Annotated in this window: 15 protein-coding genes; 4 read left to right on the top strand and 11 right to left on the bottom strand. The window is 33.6% G+C overall.

Features of this window, described 5'->3' with window-relative positions; translation table 11 throughout:
* Nucleotides 1-25 precede the first annotated feature (25 nt).
* The 9 genes from IGB25_RS09355 to IGB25_RS09315 all read right to left on the bottom strand — a co-directional run bounded on the left by IGB25_RS09355 (nucleotide 26) and on the right by IGB25_RS09315 (nucleotide 5,321).
* The gene (locus IGB25_RS09355; protein WP_211064779.1) at nucleotides 26-439 is read right to left on the bottom strand and encodes a DUF2752 domain-containing protein; all 414 of its coding nucleotides are present in this window, start codon (nucleotides 437-439) and stop codon (nucleotides 26-28) included.
* A gap of 9 nt (nucleotides 440-448) precedes the next feature.
* Nucleotides 449-724: a CD225/dispanin family protein gene (locus IGB25_RS09350; protein WP_211064778.1), complete on the bottom strand. Its 276-nt coding sequence runs from the start codon at nucleotides 722-724 to the stop codon at nucleotides 449-451.
* 84 nt (nucleotides 725-808) lie between these two features.
* Complete coding sequence (locus tag IGB25_RS09345) at nucleotides 809-1,180, bottom strand: DUF805 domain-containing protein (protein WP_211064777.1); 372 nt, start codon at nucleotides 1,178-1,180, stop codon at nucleotides 809-811.
* Nucleotides 1,181-1,331: 151 nt separating this feature from the next.
* Nucleotides 1,332-1,712, bottom strand: a complete 381-nt coding sequence (locus tag IGB25_RS09340; RefSeq protein ID WP_211064776.1) for a PH domain-containing protein — start codon at nucleotides 1,710-1,712, stop codon at nucleotides 1,332-1,334.
* Nucleotides 1,713-1,739: 27 nt separating this feature from the next.
* Nucleotides 1,740-2,075 (bottom strand): CD225/dispanin family protein, encoded by a 336-nt coding sequence (locus tag IGB25_RS09335; protein WP_211064775.1) that lies wholly within the window; start codon nucleotides 2,073-2,075, stop codon nucleotides 1,740-1,742.
* Between the two features lie 53 nt (nucleotides 2,076-2,128).
* A complete protein-coding gene (locus tag IGB25_RS09330; protein WP_211064774.1) occupies nucleotides 2,129-2,608 on the bottom strand; it encodes a regulatory protein RecX in 480 nt (159 codons plus the stop codon).
* 607 nt (nucleotides 2,609-3,215) lie between these two features.
* Entirely contained in the window at nucleotides 3,216-3,827 is a 612-nt protein-coding gene (locus IGB25_RS09325; RefSeq protein ID WP_211064773.1) for a YigZ family protein, read from the bottom strand.
* 1 nt (nucleotide 3,828) lies between these two features.
* Complete coding sequence (locus tag IGB25_RS09320; protein ID WP_211064772.1) at nucleotides 3,829-4,710, bottom strand: EamA family transporter; 882 nt, start codon at nucleotides 4,708-4,710, stop codon at nucleotides 3,829-3,831.
* Nucleotides 4,707-5,321 carry an HAD family phosphatase gene (locus IGB25_RS09315; protein WP_211064771.1) on the bottom strand — a complete coding sequence of 205 codons (615 nt, stop codon included), beginning with the start codon at nucleotides 5,319-5,321 and terminating at the stop codon, nucleotides 4,707-4,709. The genes IGB25_RS09320 and IGB25_RS09315 overlap by 4 nt, the downstream gene beginning before the upstream one ends.
* Before the next feature lie 608 nt (nucleotides 5,322-5,929).
* Between IGB25_RS09315 and IGB25_RS09310 the strand changes: the two genes are divergently transcribed.
* From IGB25_RS09310 to IGB25_RS09300, 3 genes are all read left to right on the top strand, one after another.
* Nucleotides 5,930-6,490, top strand: coding sequence for a YceI family protein (locus IGB25_RS09310; protein ID WP_211064770.1), 561 nt, complete (start codon nucleotides 5,930-5,932; stop codon nucleotides 6,488-6,490).
* An 11-nt stretch (nucleotides 6,491-6,501) separates the two neighbouring features.
* Nucleotides 6,502-7,767 (top strand): hypothetical protein, encoded by a 1,266-nt coding sequence (locus IGB25_RS09305; protein WP_211064769.1) that lies wholly within the window; start codon nucleotides 6,502-6,504, stop codon nucleotides 7,765-7,767.
* Nucleotides 7,768-7,837: 70 nt separating this feature from the next.
* Nucleotides 7,838-8,407 carry a YceI family protein gene (locus IGB25_RS09300; RefSeq protein WP_211064768.1) on the top strand — a complete coding sequence of 190 codons (570 nt, stop codon included), beginning with the start codon at nucleotides 7,838-7,840 and terminating at the stop codon, nucleotides 8,405-8,407.
* Here IGB25_RS09300 and lepA read toward each other — a convergent pair.
* Entirely contained in the window at nucleotides 8,404-10,200 is a 1,797-nt protein-coding gene (lepA, locus tag IGB25_RS09295; RefSeq protein WP_211064767.1) for a translation elongation factor 4, read from the bottom strand. The genes IGB25_RS09300 and lepA overlap by 4 nt on opposite strands.
* A gap of 157 nt (nucleotides 10,201-10,357) precedes the next feature.
* Nucleotides 10,358-10,654: a carboxypeptidase-like regulatory domain-containing protein gene (locus tag IGB25_RS09290; protein WP_211064766.1), complete on the bottom strand. Its 297-nt coding sequence runs from the start codon at nucleotides 10,652-10,654 to the stop codon at nucleotides 10,358-10,360.
* Between the two features lie 32 nt (nucleotides 10,655-10,686).
* On the opposite strand from IGB25_RS09290, the gene IGB25_RS09285 reads away from it, so the two are divergent.
* A complete protein-coding gene (locus tag IGB25_RS09285; RefSeq protein WP_211064765.1) occupies nucleotides 10,687-12,324 on the top strand; it encodes a M1 family metallopeptidase in 1,638 nt (545 codons plus the stop codon).
* Nucleotides 12,325-12,338: the final 14 nt, after the last annotated feature.

The raw sequence follows: 12,338 nt of genomic DNA, 5'->3' as shown, positions 1-12,338 counted from the left end.
TAAGAAATCTTAAAGTTATAAACCCTTAGGGTGCTAAAATATTAAAAGGAAAAACAGGAATATTTCGCAAGATCCAAAAGCCTATAACCAAGATAAGAATAATCCAAGCTGTTTTTGGATTGTAAAGTAAATTTTTGGTCTTTTTAGGATAAAAATAAGATTGAATCCATAAAAAGATTTTATAAAGCATCACCAACAAACCTAAGCCAATCAGGAAGTTGTGTTGAAAACCCTCAAGAATTCTACCGTGAAGAAAATCGTGTAAAGCCCGTTGACTGCCACAGCCAGGACAATGCAATCCTGTAATGCTATGAAACGGGCATTGCGGTATAAATGATTGTCCACTTGGATTGATATTATAATATAGCCATAATAAGAACAAACCCACTAAAATACCGACGGAAATCATCAATATTTTAATGGGTTTGGTTAGGTTCATGAGTTGTAATTAAAATTCCGCTTCAGAGAGAGCTGTTAATGCAATAGTACCGTAAAATATAAAAAATAAAATAATCATAAGTAATCCAATACCCACAGATAAAAAACTCCATATTTTAGCATTATTTGAAGCGCTTTGTGCTCCTTGATAATCTCCTGCAATATATTTTGAATTGACTTGAGAAGCATATATGATAGCGATGATTCCAAAAATTTGACAACAAAATAGAGTTGAAATTATAGATAGAGCTAAATAATTTTGTGGTGGTTTAGGTTTGTTTTCCATATCTTTTTATTCATATAAATTTCATTATTTTTCCATTTAAAATACATTCATAAGTTCTTATTCGTGGATTTTTTTGTTACAAATTTAGGCTGATAATTCTTTCGGATTATTACCCCATTTGTTTGAACCTTGTTGACTGTCTGTTACAAATAAAACCAAAAGCCAAATTGTCCCAATTATAGGAATCAAACCAACTAATAACATCCATCCGCTTTTACCAATGTCGTGTAGTCTTCTCGCACCAACTGCTATACTAGGAATTAAAATGCCAAGGATGTAAATTCCGTAGAAAACCCCGTATCCTAGCTCTGGACTAGCTGTCCCAATTAAGTTGTCTATTAAAACTGCTATTGTTGCAAATATCATATTGAATAAGAAAAACATCCAATACTCTTTTCTTCTTGCTCTTCCGCTGAAATCAGCATACTGTTTTAAAACTTTTACATACCAATTCATTATTTTATTATTTAAATTTCCTACTCGTCTGGCTTTTCGGTTTCGCCTCGTTTTTTTTTGTGGTATCTGAACTCCACTTTTCAATAATGTTTATTTTAACTTTTAAGCTTGAATTAGTTGATTTATAGTATTTGTCATTTTGTTTTACCTGTTATTTTAATACATACTTAGCAAGAACCTTTTGAACATCATATACATTAACGCTTTTGTTAAACTTTTTTTCTATGCTGGGTTTTAATTCACTTGAGACCCATATCTTTAATTCAGCATCTAAATCAAAATTGCCTGCTGTTTCTATACTAAATCTTGAAACACTTTTATAGGTTACAGACAAAATTTCAATTTTTTTACCTGTAATGCCTTGTTTGTTGATAAGGATCAATCTTTTGTTTGTGAATATAAAAGTATCTCTAATCAGTTTAAAACCAATTTCTATTTGCTCATTATCTGTTAAAAGTTGTCCATAATCTTTTTCTAATTTGACCTTTTCAACTGATCCTGCATTACCTATAAGTGAAGAAAATATGCCCATTTTTAAGTCTCTATAATTATTAATCGGTTACTGCATACTTTGGTGTTTTTCCATTTCTCTTTTGAATACTTCCATAAATTCTTCACCATGGACTGTAAACATATAGGCGTAGTAAGCTAAGGTAATAATCGTAATTATTATAGCAATAATCCAAGCTATTTTTGCATATTTAGAATTTTTTTGGGCACTTTCAAAATCTTTGTTATTGTATTTAGAGTTGACTTGAGAAGCAAATACAATACTGACAATTCCAGGGATTATGCCGTAAAAAGTGCAAGTGATGAGCGGTAAAATGGTAGATATAATCGCCATCACCATATGATTATTAGGCTTTGGCTGTTGAACTTGATTGGTCTCTTCCATGATTTTTAAGTTTTAGATTTAGAGCGTGTAAATTAGTAATTTTTTTTAATATTTTAAAATTTTGTTAAACGGTTAATGGTTTCAAAGACTAAATTTGTTTCGTAACCTTTGTAAATCAAGTAGTTTTTGAGTTTTGTTTTGCTTTTCCAACTGGTATCTTTACCGAGTTGATTAAATTTTTTTTGTGCTAATTCGTTTAGGGTGTTGAGATACGTTTTGTCTTCTATTTGGTTTAAAGCTTTGTTGAGCAAATAGTCTGAAATATTTCGCCTTTTGAGTTCTTGTCGTATCCTGATTTTTCCCCAACCTTTTTGATTGAATTTTCCTAAAGCGTAATTCATAGCAAAGCGTTCTTCATTTAAGAAATCGTGTTGAATTAAATCTGAAATAATTTGTGCTCTGGCATCAGGAATCATGTTCATCTTGATGAGTTTTTGCTCCACTTCTTGATGACACCTGTCTTGATAAACGCAGTATTTGCACAAAGCTTGAAATGCTTCTTTTACAGTGTATGATTTTGTTGGTTCTTTCATTTTCTTTTAACCGCTAAAATATGTTGAGGTTTCTTAAAATATTTTTGTTGTTCCTTTGAGTTTGCAATTTAAAAATTACTATTTGGTTTTTTGTGTTTGTATTTTTTTTTGCGTGAGAGATAGCAAGTGGAAAGCCCTGACGAACGCAGAGCGTTGTCAGGACAAGCCCAACAGACGAACGGCAGAGCGTTGTCAGGACAAGACCAAAAGACGAACGGCAGAGCGTTGTCAGGACATGCCTAACAGACGAACGGCAGAGCGTTGTCAGGACATGCCCAACAGACGAACGGCAGAGCGTTGTCAGGACATGCCCAACAGACGAACGCAGAGCGTTGTCAGGACAAGCCCAAAAGACGAACGGCAGAGCGTTGTCAGGACATGCCCAAAAGACGAACGCAGAGCGTTGTCAGGACATGCCCAACAGACGAACGGCAGAGCGTTGTCAGGACAAGCCCAAAAGACGAACGGCAGAGCGTTGTCAGGACATGCCCAACAGATGAACGGCAGAGCGTTGTCAGGACAAGCCCAACAGACGAACGGCAGAGCGTTGTCAGGACATGCCCAACAGACGAACGGCAGAGCGTTGTCAGGACAAGATCAAATTATATTATTCTAAAGTTTTGAGTTCTAAACCGTAAACCTGTTCAAAACGAGATTTGACTTTATTGAAATCCTGTTGCCGAATACTGATAATAAATTTACAACGGATTTTCAGGTCTTGTTCTATAATGTTGAGGTTTAATTCCTTGACCAAACGCATCACCTCGTTCATCATATCGTATTCGCAGGTCACTTGCAATGATGTATCTATGGTATGGGTTTGAATGTTGGCGTTTTCTAAAGCCATTTTGGCCGTGGTTTTGTAGGCAGAAATCAGACCGCCGACACCGAGTTTGGTGCCGCCAAAATACCGCACCACCACGACGAGACAGTTGGTGATTTCAAAAGATTGTAGCTGACCGAAAATGGGCATTCCTGCAGAATTATTGGGCTCGCCGTCGTCGTTGGCTTTGTAGGTGTCGTAGGTTTTGCCGAGTTGCCAGGCGTAGCAAAAATGACGGGCTTTGTGGTGCTGAGTTTTGAGTTGTTCTAAGGCGTTTTCTATTTCGGTTTCGTTTTGAACGGGAAGGGCATAACCGAAAAACTTGTCGCCTTTGTCCTTAAATAAGACTTCTTTTGAAGGTTGAGATAGGCTTTTGTATTCGTCTTTTTTAAGCAAATTAGTTTAAATTGTAGTTAGCCAAAGCTACTAAAATTATACTCAAAAGGGCTAAACCAATACCGATTTTGTTTTTTCTGAACAAGTGTTCTTTAAAGAGTAAAATGCCAACAATGGTCGATAACACTACGATAGAAACATTGTTGATAACAAACACAAGGGAACTGTCCAGATTAAGATTTCGCAAGGCTTGGATGATAAAATAAATAGAAAAATAGTTAGGTACGCCAAGTGCTATTCCACCGATGAGGTCTTTAGTTTTAAATGAAATTTTATGTTTAAAATATCTAATGCCGAATATGACGATTCCCATTAAAGCCGCAAATAGAAATATTGAAGCAGAAAATACTGGTGTTTCAATAGATGGCACAAAATCGTTTTGCAAGACTTTTAAACTGGACTCGATGATACCGCTACCTATAAAAACGGCAAAGGGTAAAATCAAAGCCGATTTGTTAACTTTTAAACCGTCTTTGGTTTTGGCTGATACCAAATATACTGAAACTAATGCCAAGATGATGCCCGAAATTTTGAGTATAGATAAACTTTCGCCATAGTATAAAATCACAAAAATAACTGTAATGCTCAAACTCATTTTACTGGCAACGGACACCACGGACATACCGTGTTTTTGAGTGGTCATTACCATGAGATAAAAAATCAAAATAAAAAATGTGCCGAGAAATGCGGCTGGCCAAAACCATTCAAAATGATGTATTTCGGTTAGTTTTATGGATGTGCTTTGAATACTAAAACCGAGAATAAAGGCTGTAAAATAATTAACAATAAGTGCATTTAAAGTATTGATATTAAATTTTGAGAAAAATTTGAACGCCACGTAAATCAAGGTTGATGAAATGACGCTAAAGATAAGTTCTATCACAGGTTCAGGTGTTTTTGTTCAAAAAGTTGAGTAACATCATCGGTTTTTGGACTGAGATGCCAAGTTTGCAAATTTAAGCAATTTGCAGTTTCTATATGTGATTTAGTGTCATCAATAAATAGGGTTTCATCGGTTTTTAGATGCTGTTGTTTAAGAATAAATTCAAACACCGACGCGTCTGGTTTTCTGAGATGAATTTCGTGAGAAAGATAAAATCCTTCAAAACAGGATTTAAAATCTTTATAAAATAAAACATTGTTTTTAACCCATTCAATATGAAGGGCGTTGGTGTTGCTCAATAAAAATAAACGGTATTGATTTTGTGATTTAAGCGATTTGAGAAAATCTAATCGGTGTTGCGGAAAATCTTTGAGGATGCTGTTCCACGCTTTAGTGAAATTCTCTTTGGTTAATGATTGAAATTTTTGGGTGTAAAATTGAATAAACGCTTCGGTTGACACTAAGCCTTTTTCGTATTTTTTGTTGACGGCAATAGTTTCGTGGTCAAATTCAGAAATGCCAAAATTTTGAAGATGTTGTTGTGTGGCTGACTTATCAAGATTGAGAAAGACATCGCCAAAATCGAAAAGGATGTTTTTGATGGGTTTCATTTGATTGGTTTTTGTTGCACTATTCTATAGGACACCAAACCACAAAGGTATAAAGATTTTAAGTAGGGTTTCTCAGAAAGTCAGAATTTAAAGTTATAGATTTCGGATTTGTTATAAATAGAATGGCTCCAATCCAACTATTTAAAACCGTTGAAACGCTTAGGTTTGTGTATTGGCTTTTCCATAGCCCACGGTTTAAACCGTGGACTATGGTTTGCATATATTCGATTGTGAATGGATTTATCCATTTTCTATGATTTCAATTTCTTCCCTATAAGTCATTGGAATAAATTTTAACACATTCATCCTAAGCTTTAAAGGCTTTTTGTAGATATTTTTTTCTTTATAAAGAAGTCTTATTATCCTCATCTTTTTTATTAACGATATTATTCATTCAAATTGATGTTATTAAATGTAGCATTTAGAAACAGTAAATTAAAAAAAACATAACAAAAAAAATCAATAAAATAAAACTTTTTATTATCTTCGAAAAAATAAAGATTCTGATAATTATGCTTCGATATGACATTAGTCATAATTTAAGGCTAATTCTATGCTGATATTTGTAGTGTGAATAAAGTGAAAGTTAAATCAAAAAAAAAGTCAATATGAAAACTTACAAAACACCAAGGATAATCCTTTTAAGCCTATTTTTTTTAGGTTTCTTTTATGCTGAAGCACAATCTAATTATGAGATTGATAAAGAAGCCAGTGAAATTTTGGTTGATGGAACTTCAAATTTGCATGATTGGACAATAGAAGTTAATACCCTTGAAGGCAAAATGCTTCTCGATGAAAACCAAAACATCAAAAGTTTAAGTTTAAACATCCCTGTAAAAGGATTAGAAAGTGGCAAAAAAAGCATGAATAAAAATACTTATGAAGCCCTTAAAGAAGAAGAACATCCCAATATCTTTTTTAAACTAGATAAACTAGAAAAAAAAGATAATAACGATGTGGCTTTAGGCAAGTTAAGTATTGCGGGACATACAGAAAATGTGTCTATTCCAATACAATTTACCGGAACTGAAGGCAACAAAACCATTAAAGCTGAATATACTATAAATATGGTTGATTATGGTGTAGAGCCACCAACAGCTTTATTTGGCTCTATTAAAACTGGAGAAACAGTTACCGTAAAAGTTAATTTAATATATAGAAACCAATAAAATTTAATATCATGAAAACGATGAGAATAAGCCTGTTTTTAATTTTAAGCATAATGATTTCGCATAGCGTTTTAGGTCAAAAACAAAAAAGAGACCTTGACAACTATAGATTTCCAGACAAAAGAGGAATTCAAACCTTTGAGGCTCCTAAAGACACTGCAACCACTTTTGAAGATGTACACGTAAGAATTGGCGGAGCTTCTACACTACAATTTCAAGCTATTAACCACTCTAATAATGGTAATGTAGAACTTATTGAAATTGGAGATAACTTTAACTTGGCTACTGCAAATTTAGATCTTGATGTTGAACTTTATGACGGTGTTAGAATGCACCTTAGAACTTATTTATCTTCTAGACACCACCCAGAACCTTATGTTAAAGGTGGTTACTTTCAAGTAGATAAACTGGATTTTATAGAAGAAGGTTTCTTAGAAGATTGGATGCAATACCTAACATTTAAAATTGGGCACATGGAAATCAACTATGGTGATGCTCACTTTAGAAGAAGTGATAATGCTTCCACTATATATAATCCGTTTATAGGTAATTACTTAATGGATGCATTTATAACAGAAGTTGGCTTTGAAGCTTATTATAGACGAGATGGATGGATAGGTATGCTTGGTATCACCAACGGAAAACTTAACCAAGATGTAGAAAAAACAGATACTGATCCTGTATTTTTAGCAAAATTCGGTTACGATGACCAAATCACTGAAGATTTTAGATTTAGAGCTACAGGATCTGTGTATCATACTGCAAAATCATCTAAAAACTTTTTATACGACGGTGATAGAGCTGGCTCAAGATACTATTTAGTTGTCGAAGAAGTTGGTGCAAGCACAGAATCTAATTTCAGATCTGGACGTGTCAATCCTCAATTTGCAACTGAAGTGACTTCAATTATGTTTAATACCTTTTTAAATTACAAAGATTTTGAATTCTTTGGAATTTATGAAAATTCTAATGGTAGAAATTTTGGTGAAACTTCAGATAGAACTTACAATCACTTTGCTGGTGAGTTGATTTACAGATTTGGTAAAACTAATAATTTTTACTTAGGCACTCGTTACAGCTATGTTGATGGCGAACAACCTGGTAATTTAGATGTTAGTGTTGACAGACTTCAACTTGGTGCAGGATGGTTTATGACCAAAAATATCCTCGCTAAGATAGAATATGTTGATCAAAACTACAATGATTTTGACCCTACAAGTATATTTGGCGATGCTGAGTTTGACGGAATTATGCTTGAGGCTGTAATAAGTTTCTAAAATTTGAGTTTTAATTATATTGGGTTTGCTTAATTATTTAAGCAAACCCTTTTAAATAAATATCAATATCATGAAATCTTTAGTTTATTTACAGTTTATATTTGTTGCCCTTGTATTATACTCTTCATCTTACAAGTCTGTAAAAGTTAATATTCTAAAAAATAGCAAAATTGCAATTCATGGATCATCAAATGTTAATAAATTTATTTGTGAATATGAAAATGTCATAAACTTGTCTAACGATATTATAAATTACAGCTTAGACGATAATCAAATTAAATTAAAAGATACTGAGCTTTTATTAAATACAAAAGCATTTGACTGTGGTAATAAAGGTATGAATAGAGATTTTAAATCGCTTTTAAATGCTGATAAATATGAAAACATCAAAATTCAAGTGCTTAGTATTATGCCAGAAAAAGATTGTATTTCTATAACTTCAAACATTTCAATCTCTGGACACCAAAAGCAATATAAATTTACTGTAAACGCTTCAAAAAATGGATCTTACAAAGGATCTTTAGATTTAAATATTTGTGACTTCGACCTGAAACCACCAACTAAAATGCTTGGATTAGTTAAAGTTGATGAAACCATTACCATTGAGTTTGATGTTTATTTTGAAATAGAGAAAATTTAATCATTCAACTTCAATACTGCCATAAAGGCTTCTTGTGGTATTTCTACATTTCCGACGGCACGCATACGTTTTTTCCCTTTTTTCTGCTTTTCTAATAGTTTTCTTTTTCTTGAAATATCACCGCCATAACATTTGGCTGTAACGTCTTTTCTTAAAGCTTTTACGGTTTCACGAGCAATGATTTTTGCACCAATTGCCGCCTGAATAGGAATGTCGAATTGTTGCCTCGGAATCAGTTCTTTTAGTTTTAAACACATTTTCTTTCCAATATCGTAAGCATTATCAAAATGAATGAGTGCAGATAAAGCATCAACAATATTTCCATTGAGCAAAACATCAACTTTGACTAATTTTGAAGTCCGCATGCCAATAGGCGAGTAGTCAAATGATGCATAACCTTTAGAGACGGTTTTCAATCGGTCGTAAAAGTCAAATACAATTTCTGCTAACGGCATATCAAACGTTAATTCTACGCGTTCTGTAGTGAGATAGGTTTGATTAGTGATTTCTCCGCGTTTTTCAATACATAGCGACATTACGGGTCCAACAAAATCAGCTTTGGTGATGATACTGGCTTTGATGTAAGGTTCTTCAACATGATCTAATGTAGATGGCTCAGGCAAATCTGACGGATTACTTACGATGATGGCTTCATCTGGTTTTTTAGTAGTGTATGCGTGATATGAAACGTTTGGCACTGTGGTGATTACCGTCATTTCAAATTCGCGTTCAAGTCGTTCTTGGATGATTTCAAGGTGCAGCATTCCAAGAAATCCGCATCTAAAGCCGAACCCAAGTGTTGCTGAACTTTCGGGTGTAAAGATCAGCGAGGCATCGTTGAGTTGCGACTTTTCCATAGCGGCTCTCAAGTCTTCATATTCTTCGGTATCAACTGGATAGATGCCCGCAAAAACCATAGGTTTGACATCTTCAAAACCTGAAACAGCTTTTTGTGTAGGATTTTCAGCATCGGTTATAGTATCACCAACTTTGACTTCTTTGGCGTCTTTAATACCTGTAATTAAATAGCCTACATCGCCTGCTTTAATTTCATTTTTTGGAAATTGAACTAACTTTAAAGTGCCAATTTCATCTGCGCTATAAGCTTTATTGGTAGCCACAAATTTTATCTTTTGGTTTTTTTTAATACTGCCATCAAAAACTCTAAAGTAAGTTTCAACACCACGAAACGGGTTATAAACAGAGTCAAAAACCAAAGCTCTTAGCGGTGCATTTTCATCGCCTTTTGGAGATGGAACTCTTTTGATTATAGCTTCTAATATTTCTTTGATGCCTATACCATTTTTGGCACTGGCTGGAATAATTTCGTCTGGACTACAACCAATTAAATCGACAATATCATCGGTTACTTCTTCTGGATTGGCCGATGGTAAATCAATTTTATTGAGCACAGGAATAATTTCCAAATCATTTTCTAAGGCCAAATATAAATTAGAAATGGTCTGTGCTTGAATGCTTTGAGCCGCATCTACAACCAATAAAGCACCTTCGCAAGCGCCGATAGAACGCGACACTTCATAAGAAAAATCGACGTGACCTGGTGTATCAATCAAGTTGAGCACATATTCTTGTCCTTCGTATGTATAAACCATTTGAATGGCGTGACTTTTTATAGTAATGCCGCGTTCGCGTTCTAAGTCCATATTATCAAGTAACTGTTCTTGTTTTTCACGAGCTGTTACCGAGTTTGTAGAATCTAAAAGCCTGTCGGCCAAGGTGCTTTTGCCGTGGTCGATGTGGGCGATAATACAGAAATTTCTAATGTGCTTCATAGTCTATTGCAATTGGTCGCAAATATAAGAGAATTAGTGATGCCACAAGATAGACATCTTGCAAATCATTTGTTGAAATTTTAGCCTTAAATTTATAAGAATAATTGCCTGATAAGATAAATTTATAATAGCACTCAATCTTATTTTTATTGAATTTTTACTGCTTCTGCTTGAGTAGAATTTTTAAATCTGATAAGTTGTCATTTAATTCTTCAAACTTCAATTCATATCCCGATTTATCAAACAACAATTCATCACCTAAACCATTGGTGTTAATTTTAAAATCACCTTTTTCATCTGAATATGTGTAAATATCTGTGCCATTAACTAGTACTTTTACACTGTCTAAAGGCTGATTCTGATTGTCATAAATTTTTCCACTAACTAAATTAGTATCTTGACAAGATGCTAAAAACAGAAAAAAACAGCAAAGACTTATTTGAATTAAACGCATTCTATTAAATTTAGACTTTCAAATATATTGCTATGAAATCAATTATCATCTTTTTTAACCTATTGATAGGGTTTTCTGCTTACGCACAATTGTTATCTGACAAATCAAACTATACAAGAGCAGATTCGCTACGTGGTAGTTTAAGACCTGAACGCACTGCTTTTGATATGCTGAAATACAATCTCAATATCAGCGTCAACCCAGAGTCAAAGTCAATTTCAGGTTATAATACAATCAACTTTGAAGCGCTTGACAATCAAGATATCATACAATTGGATTTATTTGAAAATATGATAATAGATTCCATTGTTTTTCAACATAAAAAACTGAAATACAAAAGAGAATTCAATGCCGTTTTTATTGATTTTGAAAAAGAATTAAAAAAAGGCTCGCAACATCAATTAACGTTTTATTATCACGGCAAACCTATCATAGCCAAAAGACCACCTTGGGACGGCGGATTTGTATTTGATAAAGATAGTAACGGTAACCCGTGGATAGCTGTTGCCGTGCAAGGTACGGGTGCAAGCTTGTGGTTTCCCAACAAAGACCATTTAAGCGATGAGCCCGATGAAGCCGAAATTAATATCACTGTACCAAAAGATTTGGTGGCTGTTTCAAATGGAAGATTAATCCGAGAAATAGAAAAAAATAATCATCTAAAAACCTACCACTGGCAAGTAACTAATCCAATCAACAATTACAACATCACTTTAAATATTGGCGATTATATACATTTTTCAGACCAGTTTCAAGATTTAGATTTAGACTATTATGTACTGCGAGAAAATCTTGATAAAGCTAAAAAACATTTCAAACAAGTGAAACCTATGATGGCTTGTTTTTATGACAAATTAGGTGAATATCCTTTTAAAAATGACAGTTTTAAATTGGTGGAAACGCCATATCTCGGTATGGAACACCAAAGTGCAGTGGCTTATGGAAACAAATATCTTAATGGTTATCTCGGTGGAGATTTATCTGGTACGGGCTATGGACTTAAATTTGATTTCATCATCATCCACGAATCGGCTCACGAATGGTTTGGCAACAATATTACAGCAAAAGACATTGCAGATTTGTGGATTCATGAAGGTTTTACGACTTATGCCGAGTCTATTTTTGTAGAATGCCAATATGGCAAACAAGCCGCATTAGATTATCTTTTTGGTCAACGACAAAGAATAAGTAATAATCGCCCAATAATAGGTGATTATGGCGTTAATTCTGAAGGCTCATCAGATATGTATGCCAAAGGTGGTAATATTATCAATACATTAAGAACGCTTGTAGATGACGATGAATTATGGTGGGAAACGCTAAGAGATTTTAACGAAGAATTTGCTTACAAAACAACATCGACTAAAGAAGTCATCAATTTTTTTAACCGATCAGTTAATAAAGATTTGACCGCGTTTTTTAAACAATATTTATATCACAAAAATATTCCTGAATTGGTTTTTAAATCCAATCAATCCAAAAATAAAATTCAGTATAAATGGAATGTTGATGTAGAAGGTTTTGATATGCCAGTAAAACTTATAATGGGTAAAACTTCAAAATGGATTTACCCTAAATCTGAAACTTGGAAAACTTTAAAAATCAAACCTGAGCAAGTTGTTGAAATTGACGATAAACAATTTTATATTGATATCAAGTTTGTTGACTAAAATAACCTTTCTAA

It is taken from the genome of Flavobacterium sp. CS20 (genome assembly GCF_018080005.1).
Taxonomy (GTDB): Bacteria; Bacteroidota; Bacteroidia; order Flavobacteriales; family Flavobacteriaceae; genus Psychroflexus.
This window is presented reverse-complemented; position numbering and strand designations above follow the sequence as displayed.

What these genes read in the sequence shown, in the direction of transcription:
- lepA (WP_211064767.1), bottom strand. Translation starts at nt 10,200, where the DNA reads ATGAAGCACATTAGAAATTTCTGTATTATCGCCCACATCGACCACGGC.
- IGB25_RS09310 (WP_211064770.1), top strand. Translation starts at nt 5,930, where the DNA reads ATGAAAACTTACAAAACACCAAGGATAATCCTTTTAAGCCTATTTTTT.
- IGB25_RS09345 (WP_211064777.1), bottom strand. Translation starts at nt 1,180, where the DNA reads ATGAATTGGTATGTAAAAGTTTTAAAACAGTATGCTGATTTCAGCGGA.
- IGB25_RS09290 (WP_211064766.1), bottom strand. Translation starts at nt 10,654, where the DNA reads ATGCGTTTAATTCAAATAAGTCTTTGCTGTTTTTTTCTGTTTTTAGCA.
- IGB25_RS09330 (WP_211064774.1), bottom strand. Translation starts at nt 2,608, where the DNA reads ATGAAAGAACCAACAAAATCATACACTGTAAAAGAAGCATTTCAAGCT.
- IGB25_RS09305 (WP_211064769.1), top strand. Translation starts at nt 6,502, where the DNA reads ATGAAAACGATGAGAATAAGCCTGTTTTTAATTTTAAGCATAATGATT.
- IGB25_RS09355 (WP_211064779.1), bottom strand. Translation starts at nt 439, where the DNA reads ATGAACCTAACCAAACCCATTAAAATATTGATGATTTCCGTCGGTATT.
- IGB25_RS09335 (WP_211064775.1), bottom strand. Translation starts at nt 2,075, where the DNA reads ATGGAAGAGACCAATCAAGTTCAACAGCCAAAGCCTAATAATCATATG.
- IGB25_RS09340 (WP_211064776.1), bottom strand. Translation starts at nt 1,712, where the DNA reads ATGGGCATATTTTCTTCACTTATAGGTAATGCAGGATCAGTTGAAAAG.
- IGB25_RS09350 (WP_211064778.1), bottom strand. Translation starts at nt 724, where the DNA reads ATGGAAAACAAACCTAAACCACCACAAAATTATTTAGCTCTATCTATA.
- IGB25_RS09315 (WP_211064771.1), bottom strand. Translation starts at nt 5,321, where the DNA reads ATGAAACCCATCAAAAACATCCTTTTCGATTTTGGCGATGTCTTTCTC.
- IGB25_RS09285 (WP_211064765.1), top strand. Translation starts at nt 10,687, where the DNA reads ATGAAATCAATTATCATCTTTTTTAACCTATTGATAGGGTTTTCTGCT.
- IGB25_RS09300 (WP_211064768.1), top strand. Translation starts at nt 7,838, where the DNA reads ATGAAATCTTTAGTTTATTTACAGTTTATATTTGTTGCCCTTGTATTA.